This is a genomic window from Janthinobacterium sp. BCJ23, assembly GCF_059617945.1.
Genome location: NZ_JCAQAW010000011.1, coordinates 116,664 through 135,865, shown reverse-complemented (window position 1 = coordinate 135,865; position 19,202 = coordinate 116,664). Strand labels below are relative to the sequence as shown.

General features: G+C 62.5%; 15 protein-coding genes and 4 tRNA genes. 6 read left to right on the top strand and 13 right to left on the bottom strand.

Annotated features, from left to right (window positions below):
- The first annotated feature begins 142 nt into the window (after nt 1-142).
- From AC54AG_RS26020 to AC54AG_RS25995, 6 genes are all read left to right on the top strand, one after another.
- Entirely contained in the window at nt 143-2,311 is a 2,169-nt protein-coding gene (locus tag AC54AG_RS26020) for a S9 family peptidase (protein ID WP_496632190.1), read from the top strand.
- Nucleotides 2,312-2,410: 99 nt separating this feature from the next.
- Nucleotides 2,411-2,486: transfer RNA gene (locus tag AC54AG_RS26015), tRNA-Val, on the top strand.
- A gap of 54 nt (nt 2,487-2,540) precedes the next feature.
- Nucleotides 2,541-2,617: transfer RNA gene (locus tag AC54AG_RS26010), tRNA-Asp, on the top strand.
- Between the two features lie 217 nt (nt 2,618-2,834).
- A tRNA-Val gene (locus AC54AG_RS26005) sits at nt 2,835-2,910 on the top strand.
- Between the two features lie 57 nt (nt 2,911-2,967).
- Nucleotides 2,968-3,044 (top strand) — tRNA-Asp (locus AC54AG_RS26000).
- Nucleotides 3,045-3,407: 363 nt separating this feature from the next.
- Nucleotides 3,408-3,746 carry a CzcE family metal-binding protein gene (locus AC54AG_RS25995; RefSeq protein ID WP_496632188.1) on the top strand — a complete coding sequence of 113 codons (339 nt, stop codon included), beginning with the start codon at nt 3,408-3,410 and terminating at the stop codon, nt 3,744-3,746.
- A gap of 68 nt (nt 3,747-3,814) precedes the next feature.
- On the opposite strand, the gene ahpF is transcribed toward AC54AG_RS25995, so the two are convergent.
- The 13 genes from ahpF to AC54AG_RS25930 form a co-directional block, all read right to left on the bottom strand.
- Complete coding sequence (ahpF, locus tag AC54AG_RS25990; RefSeq protein WP_139092006.1) at nt 3,815-5,410, bottom strand: alkyl hydroperoxide reductase subunit F; 1,596 nt, start codon at nt 5,408-5,410, stop codon at nt 3,815-3,817.
- Nucleotides 5,411-5,508: 98 nt separating this feature from the next.
- Nucleotides 5,509-6,072: an alkyl hydroperoxide reductase subunit C gene (gene ahpC / locus AC54AG_RS25985; protein WP_034753905.1), complete on the bottom strand. Its 564-nt coding sequence runs from the start codon at nt 6,070-6,072 to the stop codon at nt 5,509-5,511.
- A gap of 188 nt (nt 6,073-6,260) precedes the next feature.
- Entirely contained in the window at nt 6,261-6,659 is a 399-nt protein-coding gene (locus tag AC54AG_RS25980) for a DUF3597 domain-containing protein (RefSeq protein WP_034753903.1), read from the bottom strand.
- Between the two features lie 169 nt (nt 6,660-6,828).
- Nucleotides 6,829-9,630 (bottom strand): EAL domain-containing protein, encoded by a 2,802-nt coding sequence (locus tag AC54AG_RS25975; protein WP_496632185.1) that lies wholly within the window; start codon nt 9,628-9,630, stop codon nt 6,829-6,831.
- 134 nt (nt 9,631-9,764) lie between these two features.
- On the bottom strand, nt 9,765-10,157 hold the full coding sequence (rbsD, locus tag AC54AG_RS25970; RefSeq protein ID WP_034753900.1) for a D-ribose pyranase: 393 nt from the start codon (nt 10,155-10,157) through the stop codon (nt 9,765-9,767).
- Nucleotides 10,158-10,161: 4 nt separating this feature from the next.
- A complete protein-coding gene (gene rbsK, locus AC54AG_RS25965; protein ID WP_496632183.1) occupies nt 10,162-11,070 on the bottom strand; it encodes a ribokinase in 909 nt (302 codons plus the stop codon).
- A complete protein-coding gene (locus tag AC54AG_RS25960; RefSeq protein ID WP_496632181.1) occupies nt 11,067-12,125 on the bottom strand; it encodes a LacI family DNA-binding transcriptional regulator in 1,059 nt (352 codons plus the stop codon). Before AC54AG_RS25960 ends, rbsK begins: the two co-directional genes overlap by 4 nt.
- A 9-nt stretch (nt 12,126-12,134) precedes the next feature.
- On the bottom strand, nt 12,135-13,106 hold the full coding sequence (locus AC54AG_RS25955; RefSeq protein WP_496632179.1) for an ABC transporter permease: 972 nt from the start codon (nt 13,104-13,106) through the stop codon (nt 12,135-12,137).
- An 18-nt stretch (nt 13,107-13,124) separates the two neighbouring features.
- Nucleotides 13,125-14,678 (bottom strand): sugar ABC transporter ATP-binding protein, encoded by a 1,554-nt coding sequence (locus AC54AG_RS25950; protein ID WP_496632177.1) that lies wholly within the window; start codon nt 14,676-14,678, stop codon nt 13,125-13,127.
- Between the two features lie 85 nt (nt 14,679-14,763).
- Nucleotides 14,764-15,723: a sugar ABC transporter substrate-binding protein gene (locus tag AC54AG_RS25945; protein WP_496632175.1), complete on the bottom strand. Its 960-nt coding sequence runs from the start codon at nt 15,721-15,723 to the stop codon at nt 14,764-14,766.
- Nucleotides 15,724-15,931: 208 nt separating this feature from the next.
- Nucleotides 15,932-16,813 (bottom strand): EamA family transporter, encoded by an 882-nt coding sequence (locus AC54AG_RS25940; protein ID WP_496632173.1) that lies wholly within the window; start codon nt 16,811-16,813, stop codon nt 15,932-15,934.
- Between the two features lie 163 nt (nt 16,814-16,976).
- Nucleotides 16,977-18,077, bottom strand: a complete 1,101-nt coding sequence (locus tag AC54AG_RS25935) for a zinc ribbon domain-containing protein (RefSeq protein ID WP_496632171.1) — start codon at nt 18,075-18,077, stop codon at nt 16,977-16,979.
- 8 nt (nt 18,078-18,085) lie between these two features.
- Complete coding sequence (locus tag AC54AG_RS25930; protein ID WP_496632169.1) at nt 18,086-19,201, bottom strand: hypothetical protein; 1,116 nt, start codon at nt 19,199-19,201, stop codon at nt 18,086-18,088.
- Between the last annotated feature and the right edge of the window lies 1 nt (nt 19,202).

Sequence of the window (19,202 nt, the reverse complement as noted above, 5' to 3'; positions counted from 1 at the left end):
GGACACCTCGCGGCGGGATACTGTAGTTATATACAGTATCGCTGGAAATGCCCATGGATGCAAGTTGAAACGCACGCGCAAGGCGGTTGCTTTTCTCAATAGCAAGATTACAATCCTGACACAACTATTCAAAGGAGTCGCCTTGTCTATCGCCCATCACGCTGCGCGCCGCCGGTCCGCCTGGTTATCCATCCTGCCGGCCCTGCTGCTGTCCTCGCTGGCGCCATCCGCGCTGGCCGCCGACGCCGCCACTGTCGCTACCGCCACCGCACCTGTCGCCACCAAGACGGCCTGGCAGGAAACGCGCCACGGCACCGTCGTCACGGACGACTACCGCTGGCTGCAAAAGAAGACCGATCCTGCCGTGATCGATTACCTGAATGCGGAAAACGCCTACACGGCCGCCGTCACGGCCCCGATCCAGCCGCTGGCCGACAAGGTGACTGCGGAAGTCAAGGGACGCATGCAGGAAGTGGACCTGTCCGCGCCTGCGCGCCAAGGCAATTTCTACTATTACACGCGCACGGAAGCGGGCAAGCAATACCCGATTCACTGCCGCCGTCCTGTCGGCAAGAACGGCGCCTACGATGCGCAGGCGCTTGAAGAAATCCTGCTCGACCAGAACCAATTGGCCGAAGGCCACAAATTCTTTGCCGTACGTGCGTTTGCCATCAGCCCGAATGAACAGTTGCTGGCCTACACCACCGACACGACGGGTTTCCGCCAGTACGAACTGCATGTCAAGGATTTGAAGACGGGCAAGCTGCTGGGCGACACCATGCCGCGCGTGACCTCGCTGGCGTGGGCGGCGGACAACGCCACCCTGATGCTGACGCAGGAAGACGCCACCACCAAGCGCGCGGACCGCTTGTTCCGCCTGCCCCTGGGCGGCACCTTGCAGCAGGTCTACCACGAGCCAGTGGAACAGTTCGCCATCGGCGTGAGCCGCACCCGCGACCATCGCTACTTCGTGCTCACTGCGCGCAGCACGGATACGAGCGAAGTGCTGCTGCTGCCAACGAGCAAGCCCGAAGGCAGTTTCCAGAGCGTGCTGAAACGTGAAAAAGGCCACCGCTACGGCATCGAGCACCGCGACGGCCAGCTGTTTATTCTGACCAACAAAGAGGCGAAGAATTTCCGCGTCGTCAGCGCGCCAGTGACCGCCCCGCAGCCGAAGAACTGGAAGAGCGTCGTGCCGCACAACAAGGATGCCGTGATCCAGTCCATCGACGTCTTCCAGGGCTATCTGGTGGTGATGGAAAAAGCCCGCGCCCTGAACCGCGCCCGCATCCATGATTTCGCGCGGAAGAACTGGAAAACGGTGCAGTTCGACGACCCCGTCTACCTGGCCACGGCGGCCGGTACGCCGGAGTTTTCCGCCACGCAATTCCGCATGTCCTACCAGTCGCCCGTCACGCCGCCCACCGTCATCGACATGAGCATGCAAGACGGCAAGCGCACGGTGCTCAAGCAGCAGGAAATCGTCGGCGGCTTTGATGGCAGCCGCTACACGACGCAGCGCCTGTGGGTGACAGCGCGCGATGGCGTGCAAGTGCCGCTGTGGGTCGTCTACAAGAAGGGCGTCAAGCTCGACGGTTCCGCGCCGCTGCTGCTGTATTCGTATGGTTCGTATGGCATCTCGACGGAAGCCACTTTTTCCATCAGCCGCATCAGCCTGCTGGACCGTGGCGTCATCTATGCGCAAGCGCATATCCGCGGCGGCACGGACATGGGCGAAGCGTGGCATGAAGACGGCATGCTGATGAAGAAGAAGAACACCTTCAATGACTTCATCGACAGCGCCGACTACCTGGTGCGTGAAAAATGGACGAGCCCGAACCGCCTGATCATCCAGGGCGGCAGCGCCGGCGGCTTGCTGATGGGCGCCGTCGTCAACATGCGTCCCGAGCTGTTCCACGCCGTGCACGCGGCCGTGCCCTTCGTCGACGTGATGAACACCATGATGGACGCCAGCCTGCCGCTGACGACGGGCGAGTACCTGGAATGGGGCGACCCGAACCAGAAGGCGGCCTACGACTACATGCTCAGCTACTCGCCCTACGACAACATTGCGCGCAAGAATTACCCGGCCATGCTGGTGACGACGGGCCTGAACGACAGCCAGGTCATGTACTGGGAACCGGCAAAGTATGTGGCCAAGCTGCGCGCGTACAAGACGGACGGCAATCCCCTGCTGCTGAAAACGAATATGGGCGCCGGCCATGGCGGCGCTTCGGGCCGCTATAACGCCATTGCCGAGAATGCATTCAATATGGCGTGGATGCTGTCGCAGTGGGGTATTACGGAGTAAAGTGAAAAAAGCGCTTGCAGAAGGATTTTGTCCGTCCTATAATAGCGCCTCTTCCAGACGTGGTGACAAACGTCGGGATGGTTTTCTGAGACAAGCAACGGGTGCTTAGCTCAGTTGGTAGAGCGGCGCCCTTACAAGGCGTAGGTCGGGAGTTCGAGCCTCTCAGCACCCACCAAATCAGAAAACTGTCCAGTGCTTCATGGATCAGCAATACAGATCATACGAGCTTGGAGTGGTAGTTCAGTTGGTTAGAATACCGGCCTGTCACGTCGGGGGTCGCGGGTTCGAGTCCCGTCCGCTCCGCCAATAAAAGAAAAGCCCTTTGGTTCTCTGAACCGAAGGGCTTTTCCCATTTCAGAAGCAGAAAACACGTCGGTTCCCCCTTCCCTGACTATTTTTGCGCTTTTCAGCAAAAAAACTGCTGTTCACCCTCAAGAATAGTTGCACAAGCACGAAAGCGCCCCCTATAATAGTGCCTCTTCCAGACGTGGTGACAAACGTCGGGATAGTTTTCTGGGTATGCGGGTGCTTAGCTCAGTTGGTAGAGCGGCGCCCTTACAAGGCGTAGGTCGGGAGTTCGAGCCTCTCAGCACCCACCACCAATACAGAAAATTATCCAGTGCTTCATGGATCAGCAACACAGATCATACGAGCTTGGAGTGGTAGTTCAGTTGGTTAGAATACCGGCCTGTCACGTCGGGGGTCGCGGGTTCGAGTCCCGTCCGCTCCGCCAATAAAAGAAAAGCCCTTTGGTTCTCTGAACCGAAGGGCTTTTCCCATTGTGGGACCGCAAATGCTCTAGAATCAGCGCTACCCCGGCTCCGCCCCTGCCCCGCAGCTTTTCCCCCCTACCTAATCCTGCGCTTGCGTCTGGCCCATCATGCTTTGCTGCAATTTGCCGCCAGCGCATCGTGCTGACCAACCATTTGGCGCCGGACGTGCCCCTAGCGGCGACCATGCAATTGTGAAATAGGACTTTGCAGATCCGACAAGAAACGCTTAGGATGCCGTGTTGCAAAAACCGGCGATCCCGGTGCAGCCACAACGACAATATGGCGCGGCTACTCACTGCGCCAGGCTTATTCTTGGAGAAATTATGTTGAACACCCACCGCAGTGCCCTGGCGATTTTGTGCGCCGTCCTTGCCACCTCGGCCATCGCGGCCGGCCCCACGGGCACGGCCGCCGACTATGGCAGCAGCGCCCCGCACGCGGCCGCCCAGCGCAGCATCGAGCTGCAACCCGATACCCGCCACATCAACGTCACGCGCGGCGAAACCGTCACCATCGCGCGCGCCGGCCAGCGTTTTACGTGGCACGTGCAAACCTTCAACAACAAGACCGTCTTCGCCCTGGCCGAGATCGCGCCGAAGGACATGCCCGTCGACGGCGTGCAAGTGTATGTGGCCGCCAATTCCCAGTACGCGGGCAGCTAAGTTTCTTCTACGCATAAAAAAACCGGAACCACCTCGCGGCCGTTCCGGTTTTTTTGCAGCGTAAAGATTTACGCCGTCAATGCTTCTTTCGATGCGGACTCTTCCACCACTTCCTCGTCGTCCGAGCGGATCAGGTGGTCAAAGGCGGACAAAGCTGCCTTGGCGCCTTCGCCGGTGGCAATGATGATCTGCTTGTACGGCACCGTGGTGACGTCGCCGGCCGCAAACACGCCGGGGATCGAGGTCTGGCCGCGGGCGTCGACTTCGATTTCGCCGTGGCGCGACAGTGCCACCGTGCCTTTGAGCCACTCCGTGTTCGGCACCAGGCCGATTTGCACGAAGACGCCTTCCAGCTCGACCTTTTTCGACTCGCCGCTGACCCGGTCCGTGTAGCTCAGGCCATTGACGATCTTGCCGTCGCCGTGGATCTCGGTCGTTTGCGCCGAGGTGATCACGGTCACGTTAGGCAGGCTGTGCAGCTTGCGTTGCAGCACCGCATCGGCACGCAATTCCGCGCCGAACTCGATCAGGGTCACGTGTTTCACGAGACCGGCCAGGTCGATCGCCGCTTCCACGCCCGAGTTGCCGCCGCCGATCACGGCCACGCGCTTGCCCTTGAACAGCGGGCCATCGCAGTGCGGGCAGTAGGCGACACCGTGGTTGCGGTATTCCTTCTCGCCCGGCACGTTGATTTCGCGCCAGCGGGCACCGGTGGCCAGGATGACGGTCTTGGCTTTCAACACGGCGCCATTGGCCGTCTCGATCTGCACCAATTTGCCCGGCGTCAGTTTCGCGGCGCGCTGGGTGTTCATGATGTCGACTTCGTATTCCTTGACGTGCTGTTCCAGCGCCATGGCGAACTTCGGACCATCGGTTTCCTTGACCGAAATAAAGTTTTCGATGGCGAGGGTGTCGAGCACCTGGCCGCCGAAACGCTCGGCCAGCACGCCCGTCTTGATGCCTTTGCGGGCCGCGTAGATGGCCGCTGCCGCGCCGGCAGGACCGCCGCCGACGATCAGCACATCGAACACGTCTTTTTTCGACAACGCTGCGGCCTGGCGGGCGCCGGCGTTAGTGTCGAGCTTGGCGAGGATTTCCTCGACATTCGTGCGGCCCTGGCCGAAATGCTGACCATTGAGGAACATCATCGGTACGGCCATGATCTGGCGCTCTTCCACTTCTTTCGGGAAGACGCCGCCATCGATGGTGGTGACCTTGATGCGCGGATTGATCACCGCCATGGCATTCAAGGCCTGCACCACTTCCGGGCAGTTATGGCAGGAGAGCGAAATAAACGTTTCAAACTCGTAATCGCCGTCGAGGTTGCGGATCTGCTCGATCACGGCCTCGTCGAACTTGATGGTGTGGCCGCCCACTTGCAGCAGCGCCAGCACCAAGGAGGTAAATTCGTGGCCCAGCGGCACACCGGCGAAACGCACGCCGATATCGGAGCCTGCACGGTTGATGCTGAACGACGGGGCGCGTACGCCAGCGTCAAGGCGCTCGACCAGCGTGATCTTGTCGCTCAACAGGACTATCTCCTGGAGCAATTCCTTCATCTCGCGGGCTTTTGCGCTGTCATCGAGAGAAGCGACCAGCTCAAGCGGATACACCACTTTTTCCAGGTAGGATTTCAGTTGGGTTTTGAGGGTTGCGTCTAACATGATTTTTTCTTCCTTTACAAATATTTAGGCGAATGCCGGGCCGGACGCCCGGTCCGGCATCGCGGTAACTACTTGTTTGCTACGTGTTGCATCGAGACTTAGATCTTGCCAACCAGGTCCAGCGATGGGGTCAGGGTTGCTGCGCCTTCCGTCCATTTGGCTGGGCAAACTTCGCCTGGGTGAGCGGCAACGTATTGAGCTGCCTTAACTTTGCGCAACAGTTCCGATGCGTCACGGCCGATGCCGTTGTCATGCACTTCCAGCACTTTGATGAAGCCGTCTGGATTGATGACGAAGGTACCGCGCAGCGCCATACCTTCTTCTTCGATCATGACTTCGAAATTGCGCGACAGGGTACCGGTTGGGTCGCCGATCAGTGCGTATTGCACTTTCTTGATCGCGTCCGAGGTGTCGTGCCATGCTTTGTGCGCGAAGTGCGAATCGGTCGAGATGCCGTAGACATCGACGCCCAGTTTCTGGAATTCAGCGTGGTGATCGGCCAGATCTTCCAGTTCGGTTGGGCAAACGAAGGTGAAGTCGGCTGGGTAGAAGACGAATACCGACCACTTGCCTTTCAGCGACGCTTCCGTCAGGTCGACGAATTTGCCATTGTGGTATGCGGTTGCCTTGAATGGTTTAACTTGGGTATTGATCAGCGACATAGTCATTTCCTCTCGTGTGGTGAATCAGTAAGACTCTAGTGTAAGGGGTTTTAACCCATATGCAAAATTGATTGTCACAATAGTTTCAATTGGTTTTAGCTATCATGACGCTATGGGAACTCCATGATAGGCAGTTCCCACAGGATTGGATAGCGGTGACAGTGGATACCCCTGCCGCCGCCAGGTGTTTAGTTCTTCAGTTCTTCCGGTACCTTGCCGCCGTTTTCGGCCAGCTTGATCATCACCTGGCGGTGCAGCCAGATATTCATGCTGGCCGAATCGTTGGTGTCGCCCGTAAAGTGCAGCTCTTGCGCCAGTTCCTTGCGCGCGGCCAGGCTGCTGTCGAGTTGAAGCAGTTTCATCAGGTCGACGATGGACGTGCGCCAATTGAGTTTTTCCGCGTTCTTGCTGGCCAGGTCGACCAGCACCACTTCCACGTCCACCACGGGCGCGGCAGCGGCCGGAGCGGCAGCAGGAGCGGCCGGTGCTGCTGCAGGTGCTGTCGTGGCGGCGGCCGGCGTGGCAGCCGGTGCGGCGTCGGACGAATGGTGGAAGATCTTGTTGTAGATATTGCTGAAAATGCCCATGAGGTCACCTCGAGTTGAGTGAATGGAAGAAGTTTGCCTGCGCACCCGGTGTAGGTACCGGTGACAGCAAAGCCGGGCGCAGGCGCCAGCCCATCGAGTATAAGCCCGTTCAAGCCGGGAGCCCCGTCCCGCAGGCCTCGATGAAATCTGGTGGCAGGCTGGGCCTGTTTCAAGGGCGCAAGGGCCGCCGGGCGTGCAGCAGCGCGTCGAACGCTTCGATGGCCAGCGGCGGCGCAAACAGCTCGCCTTGCGCGAAATCGCAGCCGATCTCCAGCAGCCGGGCGCGCTGCTCTTCGGTCTCCACCCCTTCGGCAATGACCTGCAAGCCCAGCTTGTGGGCCATGGTGACGATGGCTTCGCACAGCACCAGTTCGCTGGCGCCGGCCGCCAGCTTGCGCACCAGCACGCCGTCGAGCTTCAGGTAGTCGATACCGCATTGCTGCAGCTGCGTCAGCGAGGCATGGCCGCTGCCGAAGTCGTCGAGGGCGATCTGCAAGCCCGCTTCGCGCAAATGCTGCAGGCGTGGCGCCATGCTATTGCCGTTGGGTAAAAGTACATCTTCGCGCATGTCGAGCACAATGGCCGAGGCCGGCACATCAAGCGCCATCAGCTGGCGCAGCCAGGTGCCGGGTGCCTCCACTTCGCGCTGCAATTCCAGCGGCGACTGGTTCAGGCACAGTTGCAGTCCCGGCAAACCGATGGCCTGGCCCTGCGCGCGCCAGTGCAGCAGTTGCGTGGCCGCCGTGCGCAGCACCCAGTCGCCGATCTCCACGATCAGGCCGCTGCTTTCGGCCAGCGCGAGGAAATCGGGTGGATACACGATGCCCCGCTGCGGATGCTGCCAGCGCAGCAAGGCTTCCGCTTTGGAAATATTGCCGCTGTGCAGTTCGACGATGGGCTGGTAGTACAGCTGCATCTGCTGTTCGCGCAGGGCCGTGCGCAAGTCCGCCCCCATGCGCATGCGGTTGACGGCCGCCACCTGCATGGCCGGCGTAAAGTAGCTGTAGCGGTTGCGCCCCGCGCCTTTCGACACATACATGGCCTGGTCCGCCTGCTTGAGCAAGTCCTCGATCGTGCCCGCATCATCGGGATACAGGGTGATGCCGATCGAGGCCGAGACGAAGGCCTGCTCCTGTCCCAGCAGGAACGGCGCCAGCAAGCCGTCGAGTATCTGCCGCGCGATGCGGTCGACTTGCTGCAAATCATCGATGTCGGACAGGATCACCGTGAATTCATCGCCGCCCAGCCGCGCCACCGTGTCCGTCTCGCGCACGCCCACGCGGATGCGCCGCGCCGCTTCGATCAGCAAGATATCGCCCTGGTGGTGGCCCAGGGTGTCGTTGACTTCCTTGAAATGGTCGAGGTCGATGAACAGGATGGCCACGCGGTTCGCATCGCGCCGTCCCTGCGCCAGCGCCTGGCGCAAACGCTCGTGGAACATGCGGCGGTTCGGCAATTGCGTCAAGGTATCGAAATTGGCTTGCTGCCAGATCAGCGCTTCCGTTTGCCGCTTGTCCGTCACATCTTCCAGCATGCACAGGTGGTGCGGTCCGCCATGGCGCGCCGTGGCGATGGCCGTCACCGAGGCATCGACCCACACCACGCCGCCATCGGGACGCACGATGCGCTTGGCGTGGCGGAAGCCCTGCAAACGCCTCGCCAGCAACTGCGCCACGTGCGCCTGCTCACCGGCCACATCGTCGGGATGGCTGATCTCCATCCAACTCGTTTGCTTCATGTGCTCCAGGGTGCGTCCGGCGATGGCCAGATAGCGCGGATTGATATCGAGAAACTGTCCGCTCACGGTATCGATCAGGGCGATACCCATGGGCGCTTCCTCGAACATGGTGCGAAAGCGCAATTCCCCCTGGCGGATGGTTTCCTCCGTGCGGCGGCGCTCGCGCGCCAGGTTGTTGAAGTGGAAGCCGGCCGACACGGCCAGCAAACTGCCCGCCAGGCCCAGCGACAGGTATAGCCAGCCCAGGTCGGCGCCTGGCACGGGGCGGTACAGGAAACCCTTGTAGGCGCGGCTGTCCGTGGCCTTGGGTGGCAGCACGCCCATGGCCGCGTACGTGTCGGCAATATGCTGCCAGCGCTGGGGATTCATGTAGCCGAGCTCCACCAGCACGGGCTGCAGCAGCAATTCCATCTGCTGCGCCTCGTACAGCAGGTGCGCGCGGTCGTGGCGCTGGCTGTATTTGACGTGGATCAGTTGCGCCATTTCCTCGCGGTGCGCCATCGCGTATTGCCAGCCGCGCAGGCTGGCCGCGCGGAACGCTTTGACACGCTCGGGATGGCGGCGCAGTTCCTGCTCGCTGGTAAACAGGTTGTCGCCGTAGAAATCGATGCCGGCCGTACGCGGCGTAAACTGGTAATAGGAAAATCCCGCCCGGTCCAGGTAGTCCGGTTCATTGGTGGAGTACGCGGCAATCGCATCGACCTTGCCATCGATCAAATCCTCGATCCGGTAGCTTGGCGGCAAGTGGCGCATCTGCTGCGGCGCGACGCCCATTTTCCCCAGGAATAGCGACACTTCATCGGAGGCGGCCGCCACATTGACGGCCGCGCCGATCATCACGGGCGCCCCCACCAGCTTGCGCACGTCGGGCGCCCCGCCCTGCTGGCGCATCAGCAGCACGCTGGGCGAATGCTGGAACACCACGGCCAGCACCACCACGGGCTTGCCCGCCAGGCGGCTGAGCAACAAGGTGCTGTTGCCCACGCCATACTCGGCCTGGCCCGCCAGCACGGCCGCCTCGGCAGGCGGCACGCCGCTGCCTTCGACCAATGTCACCTCGAGCCCCGCCTCGCGGTAATAGCCTTGCTCGATGGCCGCGTAATAGCCGGCGAACTGGAACTGGTGCGTGAAATTGAGGTGCAGGGAGACGGCTTCCAGCGCCCGGACGGGCGTGGCCAGGCACAGCAGCAGAATGAAACAGCAGCGGAAAGCGTCGGAGGCTTTCATCGGCATGGCGGGACACCACAGGAAGCTGCCGCGTTGGCAGGGGTAAGGCTATTGTAGCCGCCCCTTTTGCCGATGGATAATTATTTCAATGCGGACAATAGCGTTGATGTTTTTAGCAAACAATCGCGCCATTGTTTGCGTTAGAACACGACGCCAGCCACCAAAATGATGTTGGCGTACGGACTGCACTCACCCGTGCGCACGATGGCGCGCGCGCCCTTCGACAATTGCTTGAACTCGTCGTGCGTCACCTGGCGCGCATCGGGCAAGGCCAGGGCCGCCACCTGCGCCGCCATGGCCGGATTATGCTGCGGCAACTCGCTGGCGAGCAAATGGTATTCCACCTGCATTTCGCTCAGCACGGTGTTGACTGTATCGATGAAGCCGGGGATGCCGCGCGTCAGGGCCAGGTCGATCAGGGGCACGCCCGGCTGCGACGGCAAGCCCGCGTCGCCGATGACGAGCATGTCGCCATGGCCCAGCGACGCGATCAGTTGCGACAGTGCGATATTAAGCAGCGGTGATTTTTTCATGGTCTCAGAACAGCTCGTGCAAGTGGGGGATCGACGTTTGTGCGCCGGGCTTGGTCACGCTCCAGGCGGCCGCGCGCTGGCCTTGCTGGATCGCTTCCGCCTCGTCCATGCCGGACGCCAGGCCCGCCACAAAACCGCCGATAAACGTGTCGCCGGCGGCCGTCGTATCGACGGCTTTTACCACTTCGGCCGGGAACGTGAAATCGCCGCCATACAGGGCCGCGTGCACGCCCTTGGAACCCAAGGTAATGATGACGTTGTCGCTGCCCAGCTTTTGCAGCGCGGCGGCCAGCGCCTTGACGTCCGCACCTTCCGGGCTGACGCCGGCCAGCATGGCCACTTCGATTTCATTCGGAATCAGGTAATCGACCAGTTCCAGCACGCCTTCCGGCAAGCTGGCCGCCGGGGCCGGGTTCAGCACCACGGTCTTGCCCAGCGAACGGGCCAATTTGATCGCATGCACGACGGTGGCCATCGGGGTTTCCAGCTGCAGCACGACGATGTCGGCCTGCTCAATTAACCCTTGCGCCGCGTCGATGTGCGCGGGGCTGAGCAGATCGTTGGCGCCGCCGGCGATCACGATGCTGTTCTGGCCGTTGTCGTCGACAAGGATCGAGGCGATGCCGGACGCGACACCGGGCAAGGTCGTGATGTGGCTGTCGATGATGCCGTCGCCGACAAGCGCCGCGCGCAGGGTCGCGCCAAACGCGTCGTCGCCCACGCAAGCGACCATGGCCACTTGCTGGGCACCGGCCACTTTGCCGCTCAGGCGCGCGCAGGCCACGGCCTGGTTCGCGCCCTTGCCGCCAGGGATGGTTCTAAACGCGCCGCCCGTCAGGGTTTCGCCGGGGAGGGGCATGCGCGGCACGCGCAAGACCAGGTCCATATTGATGCTGCCGATAACCACGATCATGATGTCATTCCCATCAGTTCAGTTGCAGGTAAAGAAGTAGGTGCGGTAGAAGTTACAGCGGCCGCCACGCTGGAGCCGCGCACGTGCAGTGCCGGCGCGATGCTGCGCTGCTGGCGCGGCAAGGCGGGGTCGGCGATGCGCGCCAGCAGGCAGGCGGCCGTGATGTGGCCCAGCTCGCGCGTATTTTGCGCCACGCTGGTCAAGGCCGGATGCACGAAGCTGGCCAGGTCGATATCATCGAAGCCGACGACGGCCAGTTCCCCCGGCACGGCAATGCCCCGCTCGGCGGCGGCGCGCAGGGCGCCAAAGGCCATCAAGTCATTGCAGCAGAACAAGGCGTCGGGGCGCTGGCCTGGCGGCAGCGCCAGCAGATCCAGCGCGGCCGCATAGCCGCCCGCGCTCGTAAAATCTCCATGGCGGCACAGCGCGTCGTCCAGGGCCACGCCCGCGTCCGCCATGGCGCTGCGCACACCGTCGATGCGCTCATTGGAAATGCTCACTTCACGGGGACCGGCGATGCAGGCAAAACGCCGGCGCCCCAGACCCAGCAGATGGCGCGCGGCCAAGGCACCGCCGGCGCGGTTATCGACGGCCACGGCATCGATGGACAGGTCGCTGGGCGCGCGGTCGAGCAGCACGGCCGGCACCTTCATCTTGCGCAGCAATTCGCCATCGCTGTCGGCCAGCGCGGACAAAATCAGGCCGTCGCAGCGCTTGGTCAGCAGCACATTTAAATAGTCGCGCTGCTTGACGGGGTCGTCGTCGGAATTACATAAAATCACGCTGTAGCCGGCCGCGTAGCAGCTGTCCTCGATACCGCGCGCCACTTCCGAAAAATACGGATTCGTATTGTTGGGGATGATCAGGCCGATGGTGCCCGTGCTGCGGCTGCGCAAGGACCGCGCCAGTGCGCTGGGGACGTAATGCAATTGTTCCACGGCCGCCAGCACGGCGCGGCGCGCCTCGTCGCTGACGGGGCGGGTATTGTTGAGGACGTGCGACACGGTGGTAAACGACACCCCCGCCGCCTGCGCCACTTGTTTGATGGTTGCCATGGGCCAGTATTATGAACGCTCGCCACGGCGGCGGTAGGTATCGAGCACCACGGCCGCAACGATCACCAGGCCCGTGACGATGCGTTTCACGGGTTCGGACACGCCCACTTGCGCCAGGCCCGCTTCCAGCACGGAAATGATCAACACGCCGATAAACGTGCTGATGACGGAACCGCGTCCACCCATCAGGCTCGTGCCGCCGATCACGACGGCTGCGATCACTTGCAATTCCATGCCCACGCCGCCGTTCGGGTCGGCCGCTTCCAGGCGCGACACCTGGAACAAGGCGCCCACGCCGGCGAGAAAGCCCATCAAGGCAAACACCAGTACTTTTGACGGTTTTGTGTTGATGCCGGACAAACGCACGGCTTCTTCATTCGTGCCGATGCCGATCCAGTGGCGGCCCAGCACCGTGCGCGTGAGCACGAGGTGACCGATGACAACGATGGCAATCGAGGCGATGAAAGCGGGCGACAGGCCGAACGCGATCGGCGAGCTGATGCCGTCAACGGCGCTGCCGATGTATTCCGTGCGCGAGTTCGTCACCTGATACGCCATGCCGCGCGCCATTTCCAGCACGCCCAGGGAAACAATGAACGAGGGAATGCGCCAGCCGACGGAAATCAGGCCCGTGGTGGCGCCGCACAGGGCGGCGACGAACATGCCCAGCATGGCAGCGCTCCACACGGGCCAGCCCCAGTGCACGACGGCCAGCGACAGCACGGACGCGGCCAGCGCCATCACGGAACCGACCGACAAATCGATGCCGCCGATGATCAGCACAAACGTCATGCCAACAGCCATCACGACGAGGGTCGGGATATTGTTCGACAGGGTGCTCAAGGTGGCCAGGGTGAAGAAGTTTTCGCTGGCGAACGAGAACAGCACGCACATGGCGACCAGGGCGCCGATCAGGCCCGCATAGTTTTTCAGGTCGGCCAGGCTGCGCTGCAGATACGAAGGAGAGGAATTGGTGGTCATGGGAATCTTTCCGGCGGATCAGGCCGCAACTGGAGTGGAAGTGGGGGTCAAATAGCCGGAGAAGGCGGCCGACAGCAGCGCGTCCTGGCTCCAGGCGCCGCGCTCGAAGGTCTCGACGATGCTGCCCGCGCTCATGACGGCGATGCGGTCGCAGATCAGCATCAGCTCGCGCAAGTCGCTCGAGACGATGACGAGGCCCTTGCCCTGGCGCGCCTGTTCGGCCAGCACCTGATAAATATCAAACTTGGCGCCGATATCGATGCCGCGCGTGGGCTCGTCGAACAGCATCACGGGGCAGTCGCGGTACAGCCAGCGTGCGATCACCACCTTTTGCTGGTTACCGCCAGACAGTTCCGCCACCGTTTGCGCGCTGTTGCGCGAGCGGATACCGAGGCGCTCGATGTAGTCGTCGGCCACCGACGCTTCGGACGCATCGTTGAGCCAACCGGCGCCGCTGACGGTGTCGAGCGAGGCCAGGGTCGTGTTGACGGCGATGGACTGGCGCAACAACAAGCCTTGTCCCTTGCGGTCTTCCGTGATCATGGCGATGCCCGCTTTCACCGCTGCCTGCGGCGAGGCCAGGGCGGCCGGCGTTTCGCTGTCGCCAAGGAACACGTCACCGGCATCGGCGCGGTCGGCGCCGAAGATCAGGCGCAGCAATTCCGTGCGGCCCGAGCCGATCAGGCCGGCGATGCCGAGGATTTCACCGGCGCGCAAGTCGAACGAGGTCGGGTTGACGACCTTGCCGCGCGCCAGTCCCCGCACGCGCAGCAATGGCGCGCCGATGGTGCGACCGCTCAGGTCCACCGCATCGTCGGCCGAACGTCCCACCATCAGGCTGACCAGATCGGCGGCGGAATGGCCCGCGATATCGTCGTCGCACACGAGCTGGCCGTCGCGTAGCACGGCGATGCGGTCGGCCACGCGCTTGAGTTCTTCCAGGCGGTGGGAAATATAGATGATGCACACGCCTTCGGCCTTCAGGCGTTCGATTTGCAGGAACAGCAATTCCACTTCGCGGTGCGTCAGCATGGCTGTCGGCTCGTCGAGCACCAGCAGGCGGCAGGCGCCGATCAGATTGCGCGCGATTTCGATCATTTGCTGGTGGCCGATGCCCAGTTCGCCCACGAGGGTCCACGGATCGAGGCCGCCCAAACCCACTTTTTCCATCTGTTCACGCGCGTCGCGTTCGAGACGGCCGCGGTCTATGAAGCCGAAACGCTGCGGCAGGTTTTTCAGGTACAGGTTTTCCGCGATCGACAGGGTGGGAATCAAATTGAGTTCCTGCATCACCATGCGGATGCCCAGCGCCTCGGCGGCGCCGCGCGAGGCGGGCTGGTAAGGCTTTCCGTCGAGCAGCATCGTGCCCGTGGTGGCTTGCTCCAGACCGCAGATGATCTTCGACAAGGTGCTTTTACCAGCACCGTTTTCGCCCGTCAGCGCCAGCACCTGGCCGGGGGCAAAGCGCAAGCCCACGCCGCCCAGCACGGGGCCGACATAGGACTTGCCGATGTTATCCAGGGTCAATAGAGGGATGGCGGCTGATGGCGCCGGGGGGATGTCGATGGGCATGATAAAACTCCGCGGTAGTGGCGGCGGGGCCGGCGCCGCCTGCTCGCATGAGTAGGCAGGCGCCGGCCCCGGCGGGATCAAACGATCAGGACTTGGCGGCCTTGGCGACCAGTTCGACCTTGGTTTCGATGACGCCACCAAGCTCGGCCTGTTTCTTCTTCTGTGCCAGGGCTTTCAGCACGGTCTCGATGCCGAACACGGCTTGCTGCGAACCGAACTGGTCGGCGGTAGCCAGCACGCGGCCATCGGCCAGCATCGGCTTGATGGCGTTGATGTTGTCGTAGCCGACGACGATGACTTTGCCCGTTTTACCAGCCGCCTTGATGGCGGACACGGCACCGATGGCCATGTTGTCGTTACCGCACAGCAAAGCCTTGATGTTCGGGTTGGCGTTCAGCATGGCGGCCGCCACCGTGTTGGCCGGAGCGATTTCCCACTGGCCCGACTGCACGCTGACAACTTTCGCGCCGGCCGCGTTCATGGCGTCCTGGAAACCCAGTGTGCGCTGCTGCGCGTTGTAGGTCGTCGACACGCCTTCGATGATGCCGACCGGGTCGCCCTTCTTGATCTGCTTGGCCAGGAAGTCGCCAACCACCTTGGCGCCCTTGCGGTTGTCCGGGCCGACGAACGGCACGGTGATGCCCTTCTCTTTCAGGGCACCTTCGTCGAGCTTGTTGTCGATATTGACGACGATGATGCCCGCGTCGATGGCTTTCTTCAGCACCGGCACCAGCGCTTTCGAGTCGGCCGGGGCGATCACCAGCGCGTTGACGCGCGAGACGATCATTTGCTCGACCAGCTTGATCTGGCTCGACGTATCCGTCTCATCCTTGATGCCGTTCGACAGCAGGTCGTACTTGGCGGCATTGGCCTTCTGGTGCGCCTTGGCGCCATTTTCCATGGTCAGGAAAAATTCATTGGCGAGCGACTTCATCACCAATGCGACCTTCGGTTTGGCAGGTGTCTGCGCCATCGCCGGCGCTGCGGGCAAGGCACACACGAGGACAGCGGCGGCAATCATTTTCAGGCGAATACGGGATGTCATGAGCGTCTCCAGAGTTGTTGGTCAAGCACGTCTACACCATGCTTTTATGAAATTTTACGGCGCGCAAACGTTTGCGCGAAGCGAATAGTGCCTCAATGCCCTATTACAGTGCAAGCAAAACTGTATGTGCGGTGCAGCAAAAAGGGAGCGCCCAGAGGGAAACAGGCAGGCCGACGCGATCGGCCTGCCGAGGAGAAATGCGTAGAAATCAGACGTTTGTTGCGGGACGGGCGCTGGCCCACTGCACGGCCAGCACGCTGGCCAGCACCAGCAGCAAGCCCAGCATCGACCAGCCCGTCATGGCCTGGCCCAGAAAGGCCCAGCCCAGCACGACGGCCATCAGGGGACTGAGCAGGCCCAAGGAGGAGACGGCCACGGGCGACAGCCTGGCGATGCCGCGAAACCACAGCGCGTACGCGAGCAGGGCGCCGGCCAGGCACAGGTAGGCGTAGGCCAATATTTGCGGCAAGGACAAGGCCGGCAGCGGTGCGTCGGCCAGCCAGGCGACGGGCGCCAGCATCAGGCCACCGAGCAGCAATTGCCAGCCCGTCAGCGCCAGCACGGGCAAGTCCGGCTTCCAGCGCCGCGTCAGATAGGTACCGGCCGCCATGCAGGCCGTGCCGCCCAGCGCGGCGGCAATACCGATCGGTTCCCACACGGTGCGCGGCGACAACAACAAAATGCCCATGCCCGCCACGCCCAGTACGCTGGCACCCAAGGCCAACCGGGCCGGACGGCGCCCTTCCACGCCCCAGGCCAGGCCCATGACCAGCAGCGGCTGGATGGCGCCCACCACGGCCGCCAAGCCGCCGGGCAAGCGGTAGGCTGCCACGAACAGCAGCGCCTGGAACACGCCGATATTCAGCGCCGACAGGATCAGCACGCGGGCCCAGTCGCGCCGCGCGGGCAGGCGCCGCATGACCAGCAGCAACAGCAAGCCGGCCGGCAACACGCGGATCAGGGCCGCAGTGAAGGGCCGGTCGGGCGGCAGCAGTTCGGACGTGACGATATACGTGGAACCCCAGATCAGGGGCGCCAGCGCCGTGAGCAGAATATCGCCCCAGGCGGGGCGGACGGAAGAAGAAACCATACAACTATCTCGACACTAAGATAAAAACTCAGTGTGGACGCGAACTATCTTGATGTCAAGACAAATGGGCGTGCGCACCGCTGCCTGCGGACGAAAAAAAGCCCGGCATGGCCGGGCTGCGGGGAACCATGTCAGGCGGAAAGCCGCGCTGTCTGACAGATACTTAATCGCGCACGCGCCGCAGGGTCGTTACCCGCATGCCGCCCATGCTGATCTGCGCCGTGCTGCCATCGTCGCTGACGATAATATCCATGGCCGCTTCGCCCGCGCCTTCCGGCGCGATCGTCACGGTATTGCCCTTGGTGGTGAAGGTGGCCTTGGTCGAGGTGCCGTTATTGATCACGCTGTCACTTGTAAATTCCAGGACGTTGCCCATCGCCGCCTGCCATTTCCCCACCGCCGGGTGGCCGCCAAAGCTGAACACGCTTTTCAGCTTGTCCAGCATGCCCGCACCCTGCGCGGCCGACGATTTGCCTATCGCACCGGTCATGGCCGCCTGGCTCATCTGCGCTTCGTCGATGACTTGCCATTGCTTGTCAACCAGCGCCATCGGCAGTCGCACTTGCAGATCGCCGTCCGGCAAGCGCTGCAGGATCAGCGCGCGGTCCGGCGATTTGGCGAACCACGCCGCCTCATCGGTCAGCGTCAGGGTGGCCTTGGCCATCGCCACTTGCTGTACGCCCAAGTCGCGCACCTGATCGTAGCCGCTGACCTTGGCCACTTTCACGCCCTTGGCCACGCACAGCTTGTCGCCACGCAAGGCCGCCTTGCCCGGCGCGGCCAGCGCGTAGACAAATTGCGATTGCGCAACCCAACCACCGCTGCTTTGCTCGACGGGAGCGTTGTACAGGCCGCTACGCACAAGGATATCGAGCCATTGCCGAGTGGAACTGTCGTACGACGCCACGCGGATTTCTTCCTTCTGGTACGGCAAGTTGGACAAGCACAGCAGCTTGTCGCGCGCCGCCTCGTCGGCCGCCAGGTGGGCGTCGATGGCGCGGCTGAAACTGCTGGCCGAGGCCGCCTCTGGCTTCAGCAGCCACGCCAGGGCGCCGCCAGCCACGACGACCACCGCCAGCACGCCGCCGGCGATCACGATGTGGCGCCGCTTCACGCCGGACAGCGCCGGCGTCGCGGCTGGTGCAGATGCCGGTACAGGAGCGGACGCGGGCGCCGGTGCGGCGTTGACAGCCTTGCCGCATTCATCGCAGAAGCGCGCCCCGGGGGCATGGGCGGTGCCGCATTTGGTGCAGAAGTGAGCCATGGTGTGCCTTACTTGAGTTTATGCGCGCATTCGCCGCAGAACACGTCATCGGACGCGACCGGTGCCTTGCAGCTCGGGCAATGCAGGCTGTCAACGGGCGCGGCAGCCGGAGCGGCTGGCGTGGCCGGTGCCGCAGCTTGCTCGGCCAGGGCACGCGCACGGTCACGCGCTTCCTCGGCTTTTTTCTTGACCGTGGCCAGGCCGTCGTTCAGGCTCGCTTCCGAGGCGCTGAAATCGACATTGCGCGTGGCGTTCAGGTAAATGATGCACACGCCCTTGGTGAAGATCAGGCCCGGTACCACGGCCGCGGCCGCCAGCAGCAAGCCGCCGCCCAGGCCCGCTGCGATGATGTAGCCGGAACCACCATTCAAACCCGAAGCCAGGGTGTACATATTCATCTGGCCGCCCAGGCCCAGGATGCCGGCCGACATGCCGCTGGTCAGCGATACGCCGGTACCGACCACGCCAAAGATCAGCAGCGCCACAAACGTCGTGATCAGGAACAACAGCACTTCCAGCAAGATCACGGACACCAGCTTGGTGCGCACGATCAGGTTCAGGCGGGCAATGATCTGGAACACGGTGGCGCCCGACCAGGCGGCAGGGCCGGCCAGCGGCAGCATCACATAGAACAGCGCAAATACCAGCACGCCCAGCACGATGGCCGACAGCGGGAAGACGACCGTGTACAGCACGGGGCCGAGCACGGGAATCTTGCAGACAAACAAGATGATGGCGATGGTGATCATGGCCGCCAGCACGATCAAAAATTCAAGGAAGACGACCGCGATCAGGCGGTGGCTCGTGTACAGCGAAACGAGCATGGCATCAACCAGGCTCATGCCAGGCTGGCCTTGCGCGTCGCGCATCAGCATGATGCCGACAGCGTTAGAACCGTAAAACATCACAAGGAAGGCCATCAGGCCACCGACAAAGACCAGCAGCGGACTGCTCATGCCGCCGGCAAGCATCGTCAGCACGCCACCGACGAGCACGGCGCTGATGAAGGTCAGGGCCAGCAGCGCAATCGCGCGAAAGTTCCTGATGGCGTCGGTCGCTTCGATCAGCGAACCCACGGCGGAGGAAAAGGGAAGAGGTTGATGTGTTTGTGTGGAAATGGTCATG

What these genes read in the sequence shown, in the direction of transcription:
- rbsD (WP_034753900.1), bottom strand. Translation starts at nt 10,157, where the DNA reads ATGAAAAAATCACCGCTGCTTAATATCGCACTGTCGCAACTGATCGCG.
- AC54AG_RS25930 (WP_496632169.1), bottom strand. Translation starts at nt 19,201, where the DNA reads ATGACCATTTCCACACAAACACATCAACCTCTTCCCTTTTCCTCCGCC.
- rbsK (WP_496632183.1), bottom strand. Translation starts at nt 11,070, where the DNA reads ATGATCGTGGTTATCGGCAGCATCAATATGGACCTGGTCTTGCGCGTG.
- AC54AG_RS25935 (WP_496632171.1), bottom strand. Translation starts at nt 18,077, where the DNA reads ATGGCTCACTTCTGCACCAAATGCGGCACCGCCCATGCCCCCGGGGCG.
- AC54AG_RS25960 (WP_496632181.1), bottom strand. Translation starts at nt 12,125, where the DNA reads ATGGCAACCATCAAACAAGTGGCGCAGGCGGCGGGGGTGTCGTTTACC.
- ahpF (WP_139092006.1), bottom strand. Translation starts at nt 5,410, where the DNA reads ATGTTAGACGCAACCCTCAAAACCCAACTGAAATCCTACCTGGAAAAA.
- AC54AG_RS25975 (WP_496632185.1), bottom strand. Translation starts at nt 9,630, where the DNA reads ATGCCGATGAAAGCCTCCGACGCTTTCCGCTGCTGTTTCATTCTGCTG.
- AC54AG_RS25945 (WP_496632175.1), bottom strand. Translation starts at nt 15,723, where the DNA reads ATGACATCCCGTATTCGCCTGAAAATGATTGCCGCCGCTGTCCTCGTG.
- AC54AG_RS25940 (WP_496632173.1), bottom strand. Translation starts at nt 16,813, where the DNA reads ATGGTTTCTTCTTCCGTCCGCCCCGCCTGGGGCGATATTCTGCTCACG.
- AC54AG_RS25980 (WP_034753903.1), bottom strand. Translation starts at nt 6,659, where the DNA reads ATGGGCATTTTCAGCAATATCTACAACAAGATCTTCCACCATTCGTCC.
- ahpC (WP_034753905.1), bottom strand. Translation starts at nt 6,072, where the DNA reads ATGTCGCTGATCAATACCCAAGTTAAACCATTCAAGGCAACCGCATAC.
- AC54AG_RS25950 (WP_496632177.1), bottom strand. Translation starts at nt 14,678, where the DNA reads ATGCCCATCGACATCCCCCCGGCGCCATCAGCCGCCATCCCTCTATTG.
- AC54AG_RS25995 (WP_496632188.1), top strand. Translation starts at nt 3,408, where the DNA reads ATGTTGAACACCCACCGCAGTGCCCTGGCGATTTTGTGCGCCGTCCTT.
- AC54AG_RS25955 (WP_496632179.1), bottom strand. Translation starts at nt 13,106, where the DNA reads ATGACCACCAATTCCTCTCCTTCGTATCTGCAGCGCAGCCTGGCCGAC.